At 70.0% G+C, this 19,120-nt stretch carries 7 protein-coding genes; all 7 read right to left on the bottom strand.

Features of this window, described 5'->3' with window-relative positions; translation table 11 throughout:
* Positions 1-385: 385 nt before the first annotated feature.
* Positions 386-1,684: a putative Ig domain-containing protein gene (locus tag ACOOHF_RS09940; RefSeq protein ID WP_420461539.1), complete on the bottom strand. Its 1,299-nt coding sequence runs from the start codon at positions 1,682-1,684 to the stop codon at positions 386-388.
* Between the two features lie 89 nt (positions 1,685-1,773).
* On the bottom strand, positions 1,774-6,315 hold the full coding sequence (locus ACOOHF_RS09935) for an Ig-like domain-containing protein (RefSeq protein ID WP_420461538.1): 4,542 nt from the start codon (positions 6,313-6,315) through the stop codon (positions 1,774-1,776).
* Entirely contained in the window at positions 6,297-9,029 is a 2,733-nt protein-coding gene (locus ACOOHF_RS09930; RefSeq protein ID WP_420461537.1) for an Ig-like domain-containing protein, read from the bottom strand. Before ACOOHF_RS09930 ends, ACOOHF_RS09935 begins: the two co-directional genes overlap by 19 nt.
* Before the next feature lie 225 nt (positions 9,030-9,254).
* Positions 9,255-13,052, bottom strand: coding sequence for an Ig-like domain-containing protein (locus ACOOHF_RS09925; protein WP_420461536.1), 3,798 nt, complete (start codon positions 13,050-13,052; stop codon positions 9,255-9,257).
* A gap of 323 nt (positions 13,053-13,375) precedes the next feature.
* Complete coding sequence (gene uvrA, locus ACOOHF_RS09920; protein WP_420461535.1) at positions 13,376-16,207, bottom strand: excinuclease ABC subunit UvrA; 2,832 nt, start codon at positions 16,205-16,207, stop codon at positions 13,376-13,378.
* Between the two features lie 79 nt (positions 16,208-16,286).
* Positions 16,287-17,435, bottom strand: coding sequence for a helix-turn-helix transcriptional regulator (locus ACOOHF_RS09915; protein WP_420461534.1), 1,149 nt, complete (start codon positions 17,433-17,435; stop codon positions 16,287-16,289).
* Positions 17,436-17,585: 150 nt separating this feature from the next.
* Positions 17,586-19,115: a sodium:solute symporter gene (locus tag ACOOHF_RS09910; protein ID WP_420461533.1), complete on the bottom strand. Its 1,530-nt coding sequence runs from the start codon at positions 19,113-19,115 to the stop codon at positions 17,586-17,588.
* Positions 19,116-19,120 lie beyond the last annotated feature (5 nt).

The raw sequence follows: 19,120 nt of genomic DNA, 5'->3' as shown, positions 1-19,120 counted from the left end.
GAGACGCCGTACGGGTCGGCGAGGGCCGCGTTGACCGTGTAACCCAGGTCGGCCAGCGACCGGATTGTGATCGCGCTCGAGGACCGACTCCCAGATGGACACCCGCCGCGGAGAGGCCCAGGGCGTCGGTGGCGGTCACGGTGATCCGAGCCGTACCCACCGACGCGCCCTTGATCCAGATCGTGTCCGCGGATGAATCGATGTGCGCCCGGGTCTCATCGGAGGAGGTCGCGGAGAAGGTGAGCGCGTCCCCGTCCGGATCCGTGAAGTGGGACGACGCGTCCACCGTGGTTTCGCCGCCCGCCCCGAGTTCCAGGTCGGGAATCGGCGCGTGGCCCCCGGGGGCGCCGTTGACCACCGTGCGGCCGGCCGAGTTCGGCGGCGATCAGCGCCGGGGGTTCACCCCGGGTGTCGCCTTGTCGGCCGCCATGGACACGCTGCCGGGAAGTCGCAGCGACAGGATGTCGCCCGAGAGGTCCGGGGGAGCCCCCGTCTCGGCACGACTCACGATCCCGGATATCTCCACCCAATCAAAGAGCGCGGTGGCGCCGACATCCCCCACGCTCACGAGGAACACGCCGGTCGCGCGATTCAGGAGCGACAGGAGCGACCCGGACGGCTGAACCCTGAACAGTTCCGCGTCCCCGGCACGTGCGACGAAGTCCGCGCCTTCCACTGCGAGGGTAATCTCCGTCATCTCGTTCGGGCCGTCGTCGATGGCGTCCGAGGTGCCCGAGACGTCGTCGAACCTCAGCCACGTCTGCTCTTCTTCATCGGCCAGGTACAACTGGTAGTTTTGCCCGCCGTGAGTCCCGATGTCGAGTCGCCAGATGGTATATCGGTCGTCACCCGTGGCCCACCACACCGATGCCGCACCATCGGCCCGGGCTCGACCCATTCTGACGCGCAACGTCCAGCGCACGAATGAATGCCCGAACTCATGGACCACGACTCCGACGCTCGCCGCGGTGTTCGTGACGCGCAGCAGGTCATCGGCGACGACCGCTTCCGCATCGACGACGTCCCAGTCGGACAGGCTGGCGGACGAGGTGAAGTCGTCCCGGAAGCTGCCGCGCTCGACGCTCTGGACGGTGACGTAGACCTCGAACATCCCTGTCAGGCCGCCCGGATCCGTGGCCGTTACGGTCACAATGACGGCCCCTTCAGCCACGCCCAGGATCGTCAGGATGCTGTCGGACACCGAGACGGCGGCGACGGCGGGAGCGGACGACTCGGCTGTGTAGGTGAGGACGTCGCCATCGGGGTCGTGAAACAGGTTCGATACGTTCTGCCGGGCCGCTCCTCCGACCACGGTGCCCAGAGAAGCGGCCCCGAACAGCGGCTCCGGGGCCCGGTTCGCCCACGTCACCATCACGGAGAAGCGCTCGGTCGCGGTCAGGCCACCCTGGTCGCTGGCCGTCACCGTGACGGTCGTGGCGCCCCCCGCCACCCCCACGATCGTCAGCGTGCTCCCCGACAGGGTGACCGAGATCGGGACGACCCCGGCGGCGGGCCATGAGGCGGCGTAGGTCAACGCGTCGCCATCGGGATCGTGGAAGTGGGAAGACAGATCGAGGCTGACGGTCTGCCCCATCACCATCGCCTGGTCCGGAATCTGCTCGACGGCCAGCGGGGGCCGGGGAGGCGGCGGTGGGGGTGGCGGTGCCAGAGGCAGTGACGCCATGTCGCCGCCGCAGGCCGCGATTCCGGCCACAAGCGCCACGGCTCCGATCGATATGGAGCGACGATGCCGGGCGCGCGGCCGGTCCACGTTCACCGCGACCCCCGCGACCCCGGCGACCCCTGCGACCCCCGTGACCCCCGTGACCCCATGGGTACGATGAACGTCTGCAGCCTGTACCACGGCCTGGTATCGGAGTCGATCGTGTCCTCGAGCAGCGACCCGCGCACATGGAACGCCGCCGCGGGCGACGCGCCCGGCCTTCCGGTCAACCGATAGAACATCGTCGACCCGACTCTGAGCCGGTCGCCCGCGGCCTCCTCATCGGCGAACCCGAGCGAGCGAGTCGAAATGTCGATGTTCCGGTGGCGGAAGATGTCCCGCAGATTCCAGCTCGTCATCTGGAAACGCTGCACCGGGTCGGTCGCCGGCACTCTGTCATCCAGGTAGAGCGAAGCGCCCCAGCCCGCGAGCAGGACGCCGAAGTCTTCACCCAGCAGGGACTCGAACTTGCCGAATTCATCCCCCTCGGGCGGGGCGTCGATCATGGCGGTGTTCCAGCCCGCTTCTCCGCCGGGGAACGTCGGGCCGTATTGATCGAGCATCCAGCGGAGGAACGACCACCCGACGCCGTACCACAGGGGGCGCCCGCCACAGCCACCGCTGTTCCGGGTCCACCATCCGCACGACGCCGGAGCGCCCGCTCCCGAGAAGTAGCTCTCGAGGTCACCGAAGATACCCCAGTACCACCGGATTCCGTGGCTGTTGACCGGTGAGAAGGCGACGTCCGCGGTATAGTTGTTCCCCTGCGAATTCCCGGTCGCCGCGTGGCTGATGATCTCTTCGGCGAGGACGGCCTGAGCCTCCGCGAACCAGAACTCCAGACCCAGATCGACGATCTCCCGCTGGGCCACGAAACGGCGGCCCTGAATGAGATGGGTGGTCTCGTGCGCGATCAACTGAGGCAGGATCTCCCACAGGAAATCCGGCGTGAGTTCCAGGCCCTGCACGGGAGGGCCGTTCGGATCGTCCGGCGTCACCCCGAAGAACACTTCCATCTCGTTGCTCCCCGGGCAGTCGGAGCGAGAGAGAAGGTTGATCGGCGAGACCCAGCCCAGGAGACCTCTGGCCGTCCGGGTCACCTTGTCGGTGAAGACCATCGTGATCCGGCCGTCATCGTTCGCATCCGTGAACGGCCCGAAATATCGAATCAGATTCGGCAGGATCAAGGCTCGTGAAATCGCACCTAATTCCGCGTACCGGGCGTCGGAGTAGTCCGCCGCGTTCGCCAGATCGCTCACGATCACGACCTGGTCGTTGACCACCTTCACGACCCCGTTGAGATCAACCGTGCTTTCACACGCGCCATTATTGTAGATCATGAGGACGGTATCGCCCGCGGCGGTGGCGGCGTGGATCGCGGGTGTGCCGGCGGCTCCCGCGGCCGCCAGCCGCGGCCGCCCCGCGAGCCGGCCGAGCGTTTCCCGCTCCCGCGCCCGCAACCGTCTCTCCGCTTCCCTGTGGCCCGTCAGCCAGTCCGCGCTCTCTGGCTGCGTGGGGGCGACCGCCGCCGCGGGAGCCGCGGGAGCCAGGGGCCGGACCCGGGGCACACGATTCGCCGCAGCCCCATCGTCGGCCCTTCCGGTCACGCCCACGACAAAGTCGGCCGCGAGAGGATCCACCGGGGTCAGGGTCGACTTGTATTCCGGGGGGAGTTCGCTGGTGAGCAGCGCCTGGACCCCGAGGAGATACTCCTCCCCGTCTTCCATGGCCGACTGCAGGCACAGTTCGCCCGCGGGCGTGACCGGCAGGGGCCCGCGCAGGGTCGCGCGCGCGATCGCCGACAGGTCCTCGCCGACGCCCGCCAGATGCGTGATCGTCGCGTCCCCGAGGTCCTCCCCGTCCTTCACCACGACCGCGACGTCGCGGGGCGGCGTACAACCGCCGAAGGTGGGTACGGACACCGTCACCGCGGTCGGCGTCGCGTCGAGCATCTCCGCTCGCTCTCCGTCGATCAGCACGGTCACGTGCCTGCCCAGGTTGCGGCCGCCGATCGTCACCGGCGAACCCGGCACGAGGGGAGCGGCGGAGAGGTCGTCGATGACCGGGATGGGCCTCTCCGGAGCGGCCGCGACATCTACGATCGCCGCGTTGTACAGTCCGCCGGGCAGCGTCGTGCTCACGAACGCTCTTCCCTCCCCGGCCGCCCACAGGACGTTGTTCCGGTACACGGTCGCGACGGCCGCGTCGGAGCTTCTTGTGATCGCGCCACGGGGCAGCGGCATCGCATTTCCGTTGCGGTCCCGCGGTACGGCTGCCCATTCGGCGCTCCCGCCCGCGGGAATCGTGATCTGTTGCTGTATGTCGAGTAGCACGGCGACCTGCCGAACGCGCACCCCGAGCGGGACACGGAAGGCCTGGAATTTATCGCGGGGCAAGGAGACGGAGCTGGCGGCGATCTCCGTTTCCCCGTCCGCACCGGCTTTGAGCCAGTACTTTCCGGTCGCGGTCTGCGTGACCGCCGCCACCTCCTCGTCGGTGTTCGTCCACGCGAGCGGGGGGACGGATACGCGCCACCCCCAGTCGTCCACGGCCCGCACCTCGATCTCGATGCTGTCGCCCAGGGCGGCGAACTCCACGTAGGACGGGTCGAGGACCATGCTCGAGGCCTCGGCGGGCGGTTGATCGCACACCGGACCTACGAAGAAGCTGCCGCTGTTCACGACGGCCCGGAGTCCGTCGGTAAGTTCGTGACAGAGCCCATCGTTGTCGGCCCAGCTCACCCAGAACAGACGGGGAGCGATCTCGGGGAGTCGGGTAAGCCTGCCCGTGAGTTCATTGCCGTTCAAACTCATGAGAGCGGTCCGGCGCAGAAGCCCATCGGGGACTGCGCCGGTGAGGCGATTGCCATCGAAGCCGATGACCAGCAGGAGTGGATCGTCGAACAGGGCGGGCGGGATCTCGCCGCCGAGTTCGTTCTTCGAGACATTCAGCACGGCCACGTTGCCGAAGGAGGACGGCAGTTCGCCGGCCAGCGAATTGCCGACCAGCACCAGATTATCCAGGAACGGCAACTCCTCCCAGAGTTCGGCATCGGGCAGGACGCCCGTCAGATTGTTGTGAGACAGGTGAAGGCCCGCTACACGGCCCGCGAAAGGCGACGCGACAGTCCCCGCACCCTCCTGACGGGGGTCCGTCCACGCCTCCGGGGCGCTCGTGGACCACGCCTGCCAGTCGGCCCCCAGTTGGGCCGCGAGCGCTTCGACGGAGTTCGAGTTCGGAGCGCCGAGGGTGTCCAGCATGGCCTCGAGACGCGCGGTCCGGTCGCCCTCCGCGCCGGCGACGAAAGACCCTGGCATGACCCCGTACCAGCCCGGCGGCTGCCAGATGGGCCGATCGCTGAGCCAGTTGTCGTTGTTGGCCCAGTCATCCCCGCCGGTGGCGTGATAGAACGCGACCAGCGCATCGCGGTCGGGGTCCGCCACCTCCACCAACACTTCGGCGGCCTTCCGGCCTGCCGTCGCGGCGATCCGCGCCGTGCCCTTGCGAATCGCCGTGACGATCCCGGCCGGGCTCACCGTCGCGATCATGGTGTCCCGGGAGACCCAGCGCACCGAGTCCGGAGGGCCGAGGGACTCGCCCGTCTCGTCGTCACGGACGTCGGCGGCCAGCTGCTTTGTCAGGAGCGGCCAGGGCAGCGACACGCGATCGGGACTCAGGTGGAGACTCCGGGGCGTCACGTGTACGGATACCTGATCGTTCGCCGCACCCGACTCGGCCCTGATCACGGTTCGGCCGCGCCTGAGGGCCGTGATCACGCCGTCGGGGTCCACCGCGGCGACGGCCGGATCATCGGAAGACCACGCCACCGGCGCGTCCGGGAACAAGTTGCCGGCATCGTCGAGCACCGTGGCGCGGATGGAGGCCGTGTCCCCGATCACTTCCAGGGTGAGCGACCCGGGAGCCACCGTCACGGCCGACGCCACGCCGACGGTCACCGGCGTCGAGCTTTCGATGGCCTCGCCCAGGGCATCGAGACCGGTGGCGGTGATCTCCGCCCCGCCGGCGGCGGCGGCCGTCACCAGCCCCGCCGCGTCCACCGTGGCGACGGCCGGGTCATCCGAAGACCACGTGACGTCCGCGCCCTCGATCGCGTGCCCCCGCGCGTCCTGCGCGGTGGCCGCGAGGCGAGCCGTGTCGCCCAGCGCGGCGAAGGCCAGCCGGGCAGGTGTCACGGCGACGGAAGCGATGGACTGCGCCACCACGACCGGGGCGGTGGCGCTCGCCCGGCCCGAGGTGGCCGTGATCGCCGCCTCTCCGTTGGCCACCGCGACCGCGAGGCCGGAAGCGGACACCGTGACGACCGCCGGAGCGCTCGAAGACCACGCCACCGTCGCGCGCCTCAGGGTGCGTCCCGACGCGTCGCGCGCCTCCCCGGTCAGCTGAACGCTGTCTCCGATGGCCGACATCTCGACGGCCGCCGGGGTGATCGAGATCGACGCCGGCTGGCCCGAAGGGCCCGCGGGCCCTTCCCCGTCGCCGCAGGAGAGGATGAAGAAGAGGAGCAGGACGTACGCCGCCGGCAGACAGACGGCGTTGCGCAACTGACGCCGCATCACTTCCCTCCAGTCCATCGAGGAAGCTCGAGCCGCCGGTCGGGCTCGGTCGCCCGGGAGCCCGCTCCCTTCGCCCTGCCCGTCACCTCGACCCAGTCGAACAGGCCGATCCCCCCGGTGCCGTACTCCTCGGGAGGATAGGCCCCCACCGACAGGGCCTGCGCGACGGGCGAGAACGAGAACGGCCACTCGATGTCGAAGAGTTCCGCGTCCCCGATCCACGCCCGCAACCGCCCATTCTTCACCGAGAATCCGAGGTCCACGAATTCGCCCTCGACAGCGGGGACGGCCTCGGAGACGCCGCTCGCACCGCGGACGTGACGGAAGACGCCGCCTTTCTCGCCGCCGGATTCGTCAAGGACGCGGAAACGATAGTTCGTGTCCCTCCCGTTCACCTGCACCCCGGACCCGATATCCAGCGCCATCACGGTTGCCGGGGGGTTGCTCGTCCACAGCAGGAGCACCAGGGCCGTGCTTTCCGTGTCGCCGAAGGCCACCCGGGTCGTGGCCTCCACCTCGGTGATCGGCGCCTGCAGGAGGACGGTCGCGAGCCCCAGCCCCCCGGGTACCGTCACCTCGAGCCGCAAGATCCCGTCGGCGATGCTTGCCGACGCGTCCTGGAGAAGCCACTCGGAGGCCAACAACCGTTCCTCATCGAAGTCGGCCCGGAAACGGGATGTCTCCCCGCGCACGACGTTCACGCTGATTTCCTGAGCGACGGAGAGGCCGTCCGGATCGCTCGCCGTGACCGCGACGGTCGTAGTGCCCTCGGCCTGGCCCGTGAGGCTGAGTTCGGCCCCCGCGACCGCCACGGTGGCCACGGCCTCGTCGCTGCTCACGGCGGCGTAGGTGAGCGCATCGCCGTCGGGATCGGTGAAGTAGGGCGCGAGGCCGAGCGTGACGGCGGAGCCGGCGAGGACCTCCGGTGCGGGGATCATGCCGGCGACGACGGGCGGCTGGTTGGGCGCCCGGACGGTCACGTCCGCGGTCTGCGAGGCCGTGAGCCCGTCCGGGTCACGCGCCTCGATCGTCAATGTGGCCGAGCCGGCCGCCACCCCCGTGAGGGTGAGTTCGGCCCCCGCGACCGCCACCGTGGCCACCGCCTCGTCGCTGCTCACGGCGGCGTGGGTGAGCGCATCGCCGTCCGGGTCGGTGAAGTAGGGCGCGAGGTCCAGCGTGACCTCCGAGCCCGCGGCGACCTCCGGTACGGGGATCGTGCCGGCGACGACGGGCGGCCGGTTGGCCGCCAGGACCGTCACGTCCGCGGTCTGCGAGGCCGTCAGCCCGGCCGGGTCACGCGCCTCGATCGTCAAGGAGGCGGAGCCGGCCGCCACCCCCGTGAGGGTGAGTTCGGCCCCCGCGACCGCCACCGTGGCCACCGCCTCGTCGCCGGACGCGGCGGCGTAGGTGAGCGCATCGCCATCGGGGTCGGTGAAGTAGGGCGCGAGGTCCAGCGTGACGGCGGAACCGGCGACGACCTCCTGTGCGGGGAGCATGCCGGCGGCGACTGGCGCCTGGTTCGGCGCCAGGACCGTCACGTCCGCGGTCTGCGCGGCCGTGAGCCCGTCCGGGTCCCGCGCCTCGATCGTCAAAGTGGCCGAGCCGGCCGCCACGCCCGTGAGGGTGAGTTCGGCCCCCGCGACCCCCACGGTGGCCACGGCCTCGTCGCCGGACGCGGCCGCGTAGGTGAGCGCATCGCCGTCGGGGTCGGTGAAGTAGGGCGCGAGGTCCAGCGTGACGGCGGAGCCGGCGACGACCTCCTGCGCGGGGATCGTGCCGGCGACGACGGGCGGCCGGTTGGCCGCCAGGACCGTCACGTCCGCGGTCTGCGAGGCCGTCAGCCCGTCCGGGTCCCGCGCCTCGATCGTCAATGTGGCGGAGCCGGGCGCCACCCCCGTGAGCGTGAGTTCCGCCCCCGCGACCGCCACCGTGGCCACGGCATCGTCGCCGGACGCGGCCGCGTAGGTGAGCGCATCGCCATCGGGGTCGGTGAAGTAGGGCGCGAGGTCCAGCGTGACGGCGGAACCGGCGACGACCTCCTGTGCGGGGATCGTGTCGGCGACGGCGGGCGGCTGGTTGGGCGCCCGGACCGTCACGTCCGCGGTCTGCGCCGCCGTGAGCCCGTCCGGGTCACGCGCCTCGATGGTCAGCGTGGCGGAGCCGGGCGCCACCCCCGTGAGGGTGAGTTCGGCCCCCGCGACCGCCACCGTGGCCACCGCCTCGTCGCCGGACGCGGCGGCGTAGGTGAGCGCATCGCCGTCGGGGTCGGTGAAGTACGGCGCGAGCTCCAGCGTGACCTCGGAGCCGGCGACGACCTCCTGCGCGGGGAGCGTGTCGGCGACGACGGGCGGCTGGTTGGGCGCCAGGACCGTGACACTCGCAGTCTGCGTGGCGGAGAGTCCGCCGGGGTCACGCGCCTCGATGGTCAGGGTGGCCGAGCCCGGCGCCACGCCGGTTACGGTGAGTTCGGCCCCCGCGACCGCCACCGTGGCCACGGCGGCATCGCCGGACTGGGCCGCGTAGGTGAGCGCGTCACCGTCGGGATCGCGGAAATAGGGGGAGAGGTCCAGCCTGACGGCAGTCCCGGCGACGACCTCCTGGCCGGCGACCGTGCCGATCGCCTCGGGGGCCCGGTTCGCCGGGGGTGGAGGTGGAGGCGGGGGGGGAGGCCTCGTCGGACCGGGCTCGGTGCTCCCGCCTCCGCATGCGGAGACCCAGCCGAAAACCACCACGGTACATGCCGCCGCCACGAGTGGGCCTGCCAGCCGACCGGACATATTCTCCCCCTTACGCCACCCTCGACGGAACAGATCCGCCGTCAGTCCCTGGTTTCACCATCCGGATTCGATGAAACCTCCGAAGTTGAAAAAGGGCCCCGCGATCGCTCGCGGGGCCCTTTCCCGCTTACTGCCAGCCGAGCTGTTGCTGCGTCAGCTCGGCCTGGTGATCAGCCGTCCTTACGAATCATCCTCATCGTCATTCACGATGGTGATCTCGATGCCGGCCTCCGGCAGACCACGTCCAATAACGGCCGGATTCACCTTTACGGTGATGACCGTATCGTCGGTACCGGTGATTGCCGGACCCTGGATCTCGTACTGGATCTCGGCGCTGACCATACCGGCCGGAATCTCGGCCGTCCCCACCGGGGTGATCGTGACGTCCTCATTATTCGCATCTGTCGCCGCGATTCTCAGGGTCAGCGGTGTTGAATTGTCCTGATCTGTCGCCGAGCCTGCGCGGGTCACGGTGACCGTCACCGTCTCCGTGGCGCCTTCCTCGATCGATACGTCGTCGATCGAGAACGTCACGTCCGGATCATCGGCGGTAACCGCTACCGAGCCTCTGACGCCGCTATAGCCACCGCCCGATGCGGCCACACTGATCGTGGCCCTCTCGTTCACGGCGTTGTCGTCCTGCGCCGCGCTGACAGTAACCGTCTGAGCCTGGTTGGAATTGGCCGTCGTGAACGTCAGGCTCGCGACATCCGTGCTGATGCCCGCGGCGCCGCCTCTGATGCTGACGGTCACATCGCTGGCCGGCGCGTCGCTGAGGGCAACCGTGAACGTCCCCATGCCCGGCGTCATGTCGTTCGCCCCCTCGTCGATGTCCAAAGACTCCGGCGAGATCGCCAGCCCGAAGGGCCAGTCCACTATGAAGGTACCAAGGGAATAGGCCGCGGTGTTTCCGGCCGCGTCCTCGGTCTGCAGGAGGACGCACAGTGCCTCATCCGCCCGCTTGGCTGTGGGCCGCACGATGGTCAGGGACTCATCGAGGCTGACCTCGTTCGTCCCGTCGGCGACGTTGAACCCAGTGCCCGTCCTGCCGTTGCTCGGAACCCGGGACGCCGACATGACGGGGTCGCCCACGTCGCAGAACAGCGCGGGCACGCCAACGTTACTCCGGACCGTGAGCGCGGCTTTTTCGATCTCGGACATGTCCTGGATCACACCGGACACGTTCACGGAGACCGACGTTCCAGAGGCGATCATCTCGCCGGTGGGCCCGGAGCCCGAGAAGCTCGGCACCGTGGTGTCATAGACGAAGTTCACCGTCCAGGACGCCCTGTTCTGCGGGAACGCGCCGTCGCCAACGGCGATCGTCACGGACTTCTCGCCGTCGTCGCCGAGCTTATCGAGAGTGGCCAGCCAATCGTCGTCGGTCGGATCGCGGAAATCCACCGGACGCACCGAGCCGACGATAATCGGCACTCTCGGGTCGTCCTCATTCGGGATGGTCGCGCTGCCCCCGAGCAGCGCGGTGCCCGCATCACCCGAAGCCAGGTCCGGGTTCTGCACCTCGAACTCGATGAGGACCACGCCGTCCTGGGGCGGCGTCGGTGGCAAGGCAAACTCATCGCCCGGGACGGTCTGGCCCTTTGTCGGCTCGTCGAACTCGTCCGGCTCGAAGTCCTCGAGCACGGGCGCCGTCTTGTCGACACCGAAGGTGGCGGTGTGATGGTAGCTCGAGGCGAGTCTGGGATCGCCGCTCCAGCGCCACGCGTTCCCGAGCTTGTCGGTCAGCGAGGCGAGTTCGGCCACGTAGCAGTCCGCGCCGTTGCTGTCGCCCGGATTCCGGGCCGCGTCGTCCTCCGCGAGTTCGGCGACCGACGTGACGTCCGTGTACAACGCGTCGAACCCGACCGTCGTGCGGTTGACGGAGCCCCTTCCGGGGAAGTTGACGGACGAGTTCGCGGCGCAGTCACCCACCGAGATGCCGTGGGACCCGAGACCGATGCCCTCGCCATCGCTGGCATCCAGGTAGAAGTTGCCGGCCGAAAGCGACACGCCGGCCAGGTCGCCGGCGATCGCTATTGCCAGAGAACGGGCCTGGCCCACGAGGATCCCCCCGGCGGTGGGCGCCTTGAAGTCGAAGTAGAACGGACCCACGGCCGCATCCGATTCGCCGGCGTTCGTGGCCCCGAACGCTTCGCGCACATCCAGGCCGTCCGCGTTCTCCATCGTCTCGCCCACGAACACCCAGTGCTCGCGGCCGCCGGGACCCTCGTCCTGAACGGCGCCGTTGAACGCGGAATTGAGATCCCACGAGAACGTATCCTCGCGGTCGGCCGCCGCGCCGTTGAAGAGCTTTCTGGCCGCACCCGCGCCGGTCGGCGCCGTGAAGGCCAGAGAGGTGGCGGCCTCGTGCGGCTTGGCCTTCGCCGGACCCGTGTTCAGGGCCCTGAGGGAGAGCTTCGCCACCTCGATGCCGCCGTACGAGACCGGGCAGGCGTGGAAGGTGTTCTGGTTGTCCGCGTCCGACGGGCCGCCGTAGATCGCGACGCCGCTCTTGAGGAGCGAGTTGCCGGCGCTGTGCGTGACCATCACGAAGCCGCTGTTGTTCAGCGTCACGCTCTGCGTGGCGAACGTCTCGCGCGTCTCGCCCTCGGACGTCGTGAGGCGGGCGCCGAGCTGGTAGTCGCCGTTCGCGTACAGCGGCGCGAGCTGCGTGCCCGTGCATTCGCCCACCACGGCGGCCGTGTTCAGGCGGCACTCGATTTCGGTCTGGCCGAATGCTTCGGCTTGGGCCTCTCTGGATGCGGAGACGCCGCGGCAGTTGATCACCTGCTCGCCCAGCATGATGTCGATGACCGCGATGGTCTCATCGTTCTGCTGGACGTCGAGAATCACCGTGAGGTCGCCCGACAGGTTCGACGGATCCACCGCCGTGTTCCGGTCGGTGACGCTCCGCAGACCGAAGATCGCAACCGTCGCCGCCTTCCCGGAGGGATCGGAGACGGAGACGTTGAAGCCCTGCGAACCCGACGCGGACCCATCGCTCGCCGTGACCGTCACCACGGCGCCGCCCACGGCAACGCCGGTGATCGTCGCGGTCGAACCGTCCATCGAGACGGTCGCGACCTCGGGGCTGGAGCTGGCACCGCTGTAGGTCAGCTCATCCCCATCCGCGTCGCTGAAGTAGCCCGCCACGTCGAGCGTGGCCGTGCCACCGATGTTGACGCTGTGGGCCGGAATCGTGCGCACCGCCGTCGGCGGCGAGTTCCCGGCGGCTTCGTTCACCGTGATGGAGACTTCCTGGGCGGCTGCGGCGCCGTCCGGATCCGTCGCGGTGATCGTCGCCACGGCCGCACCGGCCGCGACGGCGGTGATCGTCACCGACGAGCCCTCGTTCGACACGGCGGCTACGGCGTCGTTGGAACTCGTCGCCGCGAACGTCAGTTCATCGCCGTCCGGATCGGAGAAGAAACCCGCGACATCGACCGTGGCGGTCCCGCCCACATCGAGCGTGCGGGCCGCGATCGAGCCGACGGCCATGGGCGCGCTGTTCGTGGCGTTGCCCCTGCCCGAGGTGACGCTGAAGCCCTGCGCGGCGGCGGCCCCGTCCGGGTCGCGCGCCGTGATCGTCACGACCGCGGTGCCATCCGCGACACCCGTGATCGTCGCATTCGAGCCGTCCATGCTGACCGTCGCGGCGCCCTCGTTGGAGCTGCCCGCCGAATACGTGAGCTCGTCCCCATCGGGGTCGCTGAAGTAGCCGGCCGCGTCGAACGTGCTCGTCGCGCCGACCGCTACCTGTGCCGCGGGGATGCTACCGACGGCCGTGGGCGCCTGGTTGACAGGCGGCGGCGGCGGCGGTGGCGGCGGCAGCGGCGGAGGTGGCGGCGGCGGAGGTGGAAATGTGATGGGTGGGGGGGGCGGCACCTCCGGAACGACCACCTCGACGGTGTCTCCGCAGGCGCCGATGACCAGGGCGATAACCCCTGTCGTCAACAGGCCTTTCGTAACCTTCTTCATTCAGCTCCTCCTTGGAAGGAAGTCCCGGAGTGGTGACTCTTGACGCTCGGTGCCGACGACCGTCGTCGGTTGCGGCGTACGATTCCACGACACACCCCACCCCAGCCCGTACAGGGCCGAGGAAGAATACTGGCGGCCATAGACAGGCGCGCCTCCCAAATGGGGTGGAATATGGGCTCGTACAGCCCGAGCAAAGGGTACTCAAGAGCTTTGTCCCCTCCACTTGTCGAGCGAAAATATCCGACGCTCCCCGAACTGGAGCCTCCCATATTGGGGGATATGTCCGGACTGTTCCGTGAAGGGGTCGGGCGTCCCCGGAGGGCCTACAGAGAAGAGAGGTGCGCGCCCGTGTGGCTGCCGGGGGTGGCGGCGACGAGTTCGGGGGGGCCGGCGACCACGACGAGGCCGCCTCCCGCGCCCCCCTCCGGGCCCATGTCGATGACCCAGTCGGCCGTCTTCACGACATCCATGTGGTGCTCGATGACGATGATCGTGTTCCCGCGGTCGGCGAGGCGGTGGAGGACGCCGAGCAGGAGGCGCACATCCTCGAAGTGGAGGCCGGTGGTGGGCTCGTCGAGGATGTAGATGGTGCGCCCGGTGCTCGTCTTCGCGAGTTCGGTCGCGAGCTTCACGCGCTGCGCCTCGCCGCCGGACAGCGTGGTGGCGGGCTGGCCCAGCGTGACGTAGCCGAGGCCCACGTCGGAGAGGGTGACGAGGCGGCGCTTCACCGAGGGCACGGCGTCGAAGAACTCGAGCGCCTCGTCCACGCTCATGGCGAGCACGTCGGCGATGCCGCGGCCGCGGTACAGGACCTCGAGCGTCTCGCGGTTGTAGCGCCGGCCGCGGCAGATGTCGCAGGGGACGTACACGTCGGGCAGGAAGTGCATCTCGATCTTCACGAGGCCGTCGCCGCGACAGGGTTCGCAGCGCCCCCCCTTTACATTAAAGGAGAACCGCCCCGGCGCGTAGCCGCGGATGTTCGACTCGGGCAGCCGCGCGAACAGGTCGCGGATGGGAGTGAAGAGGCCGGTGTAGGTGGCGGGGTTGGAGCGCGGGGTGCGGCCGATGGGGCTCTGGTCGACATCGATCACCTTGTCGAGAAGTTCGATTCCCTCGACCGCGTCGTGCGCGCCGGGGACGAGCTTGGAGCGGTACATCTCGCGCGCCAGGCGGCGGTACAGGATCTCCTCGACGAGGGTGGACTTGCCGGAGCCGGACACGCCGGTGACGCAGATGAAGAGCCCGAGCGGGAAGCCGACGTCGATCCCGCGCAGGTTGTGCTCGCGGGCCCCGCGCACGGTGAGCCACCCGTGGCGCGGCTCGCGGCGGGTCTCGGGGACCGGGATCTCGCGCTCGCCGTTAAGGTAGGCGGCGGTGAGGGAGCGCTCGCTGGCCAGGAGGTCGTCGAGGCTGCCGGAGACGAGGACTTCCCCGCCCTCGCGCCCGGCCCTGGGCCCCATGTCGACGATGTGGTCGGCGCGGCGGATCGTGAGTTCGTCGTGCTCCACGACGAGGACGGTGTTCCCGAGGTCGCGCAGCGCGGCGAGCGTCCCGAGCAGCTTCTCGTTGTCGCGCGGGTGGAGGCCGATGCTGGGCTCGTCGAGGACGTAGAGGACGCCGACGAGGCGGCTCCCGATCTGGGTCGCGAGACGGATGCGCTGGGCCTCGCCGCCCGAGAGGGTGCCGGCCGAGCGGGCCAGGGTGAGGTAGCCGAGCCCGACGTGGTCGAGGAACTCGAGACGGTCGACGACCTCCTTGAGGATGGGGACGCGGATCTCGGCCGTCTGGCCGGCGGCCTGTCGCGCGCTCTCGAGCCAGTCGCGCAGGAAGGGGCGGAGTTCGGCCACGGACTTCGCGGTGAGCGCGGGGAGGGAGACGCCGTCGATCGTCACGGCGCGGCTCTCGGGCCTGAGCCGGCCGCCGTCGCAGGCGCGGCAGGTCGAGAGCGTCATGTACTCCTCGAGCGCGAGGCGCACGCGTTCGCTCGTCGTGTCGTGGTAGCGGCGCAGGGTGGCCGCGATCGCGCCCTCCCAGCCGACATCGGTGTCGCCGTACAGGATCGCCTGCTTCTGGTCGTCGTCGAGTTCCCCCCACGGGGTGTTGAGGTCGAACCCCATCTTGCGCGCGAGCCGGGGCAGGCGGTGGCGGCGGACGCTGCCGCTCGGCGCCCCCATGGGGAGCAGGACCCCCTCGAGGATGGAGATCCGGTCCCCCCCGATGATGAGGTCCGCGTTGGGCACGCGCTGCGAGCCGAGCCCGTCGCACTCGGGACACGCCCCGAAGGGAGAGTTGAAGGAGAACTGCCGCGGCTCCAGTTCGGGTATCCCCAGCCCGCAGCCCGGGCACGCGTACCGCTCCGAGAACAGGTGCGCGTCCGGGCGGGCATCTGCGCCGTCGCCGGCGCCGTACAGGGCCACCTCCACGACGCCGTCGGCCATGCGCAGGGCGGTGGCCACGGAGTCGGCGAGCCGCTCGCGGTCGGAGGCGCGCACCGTGAGCCGGTCCACGACCACGGAGATGTGGTGGTTGCGGCGCCGGTCCAGAGTCGGCGGCTCGGCCAGGTCTATCAACTGTCCATCCACGCGCGCGCGCACGAACCCTTCGCTGAGGGTGCGCTCGAACAGGTCGCGGAACTCTCCCTTCCGTCCCCTGACGAGAGGGGCGCGAACCTCGATGCGGGCGCCGGCGGGCCAGCCGAGGATCTGCCCGGCGATCTGCGACGGCGACTGGGGGCGCACGGGGCGGCCGCACGAGGGACAGTGGGGGGTGCCGGCGCGCGCCCACAGGAGGCGCAGATAGTCGTAGATCTCGGTGACGGTGCCCACGGTGGAGCGCGGGTTGCCGCCGGCGGTGCGCTGCTCGATGGCGATCGCGGGCGACAGTCCCTCGATCACATCCACATCGGGCTTCTCCATGACGCCGAGGAACTGCCGGGCGTAGGCGGAGAGGGATTCGACGTAGCGGCGCTGCCCCTCCGCGTAGATGGTGTCGAAGGCGAGCGACGACTTCCCGGACCCGGACAGCCCGGTGACGACGATGAGCCGGTCGCGCGGCAGTTCGACGTTGACGTCGCGGAGGTTGTGCTCCCGAGCCCCCCGCACGATGAGCGCCTTGCCGTCCCGGGCATCGGCGTCGCGGGCGTTGGCATCTTCCATAGCCGGGGATGGTAGGCGAGGTGAGCGCTCCCGCGCTAGTTCGTTGAAGCCATGGACGGCCCGCGCCGGGGGCGAGGCTTCAGCGCGGAGGCTCGGGCAGGCCGTGTAGCGACAGGACGCGCCGCACGAGTTCCGCCTGCCGCCTGATGCCCAGCTTTCTGAAGATCCTCTTCACGTGCCAGCGGATGGTGCCCTCCGAGCGGCCCGTCCGGGCGGCGATATCGCTCACGCTGTGGCCCTGGGCCAGCGCGACCGCGACCTGGCTCTCGGCCGGGGTCAGGTCGAGGGAAGCGGCGACGAGGTTCAGATCGATCCGGAGTCCACTCGCGGGATCGACGATCAGTACGAGAGCCGCGACCTGCAGGGCGCGCATGTGGGGGTTTCGGTCGCCGACCGGGTTGACGTGTACGACGACGGGCGAACCGCCGGAAGGGTTCGCGATCCGCATGGCGCCACCGATGGCCGGGGTGCCGAACGCCGGCAGCGCGCGGGCCAGCAGCGCTTGCAGCTGGGCGTCCTGCGCCAGCACCGGGGCGCGCAGGAAACCGCCCTCGTCGCGGAGCCCGGCGCCCCGCCCCAGGAAACTCGTGGCGCGGTCGTTGGCCTCCAGGATCCGTCCCCGCCGGTCCAGGTGGATGAGGCCGTAGCGGCTGTATTCGAGCAGTTCGGCGAGTGACGTGGCCAGAGACCCCGCCTGGCGCAGCAGCTGCCGCACCCGCACGAACTGGGTCAGGTGCGGCGCCAGGCCCCGGACCGTCTCGACCTGGTCCGATGACCAGCCATCCCGCTCGAGGGAGTCGCCCATCGCACACCAGATGCCCGATCCCTCCCGCGCCTGCAGGCGCACGAAGAGGCCGTCCTGCATCTCCCCTGCCGGCAGGGCCTCGTTGTAGACGCGGGAGGTCTTGCCACGGTCGGCGAACAGGTCGTCGCAGGTCATCATTTCGCCCTCGGGCAGCAGGGCGAGGCGCGGCAGGTATCTGTCGTGTATGAAGTAGTCCCGCCAGTACTGCTGCACGAGGTCGTCGCGGCGCTCTCCGCGGAGGCAGAACCGCATGAAGAAGACCTCGGCGTCGTCCGGGGTGCTTCCTTTGCCGAAGCAGAGGGCGCTGCCTGCTACGCGGGCGGTCTCGTTGATCTGGCGAGCCGCCTCCAGCCAATGGGCCTCGTCGAGGGCGGCCTCGTGCAAGAGTCCGACGGTGCGTTCGAAGGCGTGCTGTCCGCTCATAGCTGGATCGTGCCCGTCCGTCCCGATTCCCACTGCGACGGAGCCGTCCTCCCTCTGCGACGGAGGCGACGGTCCGGCATCGGCCCTGAAGGTAGGAGGTAAAACGCCCGTCCGAGCCCCTCAAATGAGGGGTGGAACGGGGGACGGTCGTTACGAGATCCGCGGGAACTCGGGTGTTTTTCGGGACTTCTTCGGGGACGCGCCGGCGACGCCCGGCCCGCACGCGAGGAGGCCGACCGTCACCGTGACCGCGGCGCCGATGAGGACGAACCAGGGCCAGGCGACGGCGGCCCGCGCGAAGACCCACACGGCGGTGACCGAGGCGATCCCCACCGCGATCCCGAGGCGGACCGAGCCGCTGGTGGCGCGGCGCGAGAAGCGGGCGAGCGCGAATGCCCCCAGCAGCCCGCCGTAGACGAGCGACGCGATCCCCAGCGACACCTCGACCGCCGCGTTCCCCTCGCTCAGCGGGATGAACCCGATCGCCGCCGCGACGAGGAGGACGGTCCACGCCGCCGCCGCGATCCGTCCCACGCGGAGGATCGCCCGCTCGTCCGCTCCGGCATCCGCTCCGGCATCCGCTCCGGCGTCCGCTCCGGCATCCGCTCCGGCGTCCGCGCGGCCCCCCACCCCGACACGGGACCGGGACCGGGACCGCGCCCAGAAATCGTAGGCGGTCGTCGAGGACAGCGCGTTGATCGAGCTTGAAAGCGTGGACATGGCCGCCGCGAACACGCACGCGATGAGGAGGCCGCGGACGCCGGCCGGGAGCGCCTCGACGATGAAACGGGCGAAGATCTCGTCCGAACGGGCGAAGGCGGCGCCTTCGTACCACGCCCACAGCCCGAGGCCGACGAACAGGAAGAGCGCGAACTGGAAGAAGACGGCGACGCCGCTGCCGATGAGGGCGCGGCGGCTCGCGGCGAGATCGCGGCAGGCGAGGAGGCGCTGGACGATGAGTTGGTCGGCGCCGTGGGAGCCCATGGAGAGGAAGGCGCCGCCCAGCAGCCCGGCCCACAGGGTGTAGGGCCGCCCGAAGTCGAGCGCCGGGTCGATCACGGTGAGCTTCCCGGCCTCCGCCGCGCGGGCGAGGATGTCGGGCCACCCGCCGGGCACGGCCTGGCCGAGCACGACGAGCGCGATGAGCCCGCCGGCCACATAGAGGACCATCTGCGACGCGTCCACCCAGACGACGGCGCGGATACCGCCGATGAAGGTATAGATGAATGTGAGCGCCCCGATCGCGAGCACGGAGGTGATGAGGGGCCAGCCCGTGACCAGCGTGAGCGGAATCGCCGTGGCGAACAGCCGCACGGAATCCGCGAGGAGGCGCGTGATCATGAAAATCGCGGAGGTGAAGCGCCGGGTCTCCGGACCGAAGCGGGCCTCCAGCAGTTCATAGGCCGTCCGCAGCCGCCGCGCCTGGTACGCGGGCAGGAGCCACGCGGCGACCGCGATGCGCCCGAGCACGTAGCCGGCCGCGATCTGCAGGAACGCGAGCGACCCGCCGTACGCGATCCCCGGAATCGACAGAAAGGTGAGCGTACTCGTCTCCGTCGCCACCACCGAAAGGAGGACGACGAGCCACGGGAGGTCGCGCCGCCCGAGGAAATACTCCTCGCCGCCGCGCGCGCCCCGCCCCAGCCACGCCCCCCACGCCGTCACCCCGCCGAGATACACGACGA

This window comes from Candidatus Palauibacter sp. (assembly GCF_965216145.1).
In the GTDB taxonomy this organism is placed as follows: domain Bacteria; phylum Gemmatimonadota; class Gemmatimonadetes; order Palauibacterales; family Palauibacteraceae; genus Palauibacter.
This window is presented reverse-complemented; position numbering and strand designations above follow the sequence as displayed.

Bases quoted from the DNA above. Each gene is read 5' to 3' on its own strand.
- ACOOHF_RS09940 (WP_420461539.1), bottom strand. From the start codon at position 1,684: ATGGCGTCACTGCCTCTGGCACCGCCACCCCCACCGCCGCCTCCCCGG.
- ACOOHF_RS09935 (WP_420461538.1), bottom strand. From the start codon at position 6,315: ATGGACTGGAGGGAAGTGATGCGGCGTCAGTTGCGCAACGCCGTCTGT.
- ACOOHF_RS09925 (WP_420461536.1), bottom strand. From the start codon at position 13,052: ATGAAGAAGGTTACGAAAGGCCTGTTGACGACAGGGGTTATCGCCCTG.
- uvrA (WP_420461535.1), bottom strand. From the start codon at position 16,207: ATGGAAGATGCCAACGCCCGCGACGCCGATGCCCGGGACGGCAAGGCG.
- ACOOHF_RS09915 (WP_420461534.1), bottom strand. From the start codon at position 17,435: ATGAGCGGACAGCACGCCTTCGAACGCACCGTCGGACTCTTGCACGAG.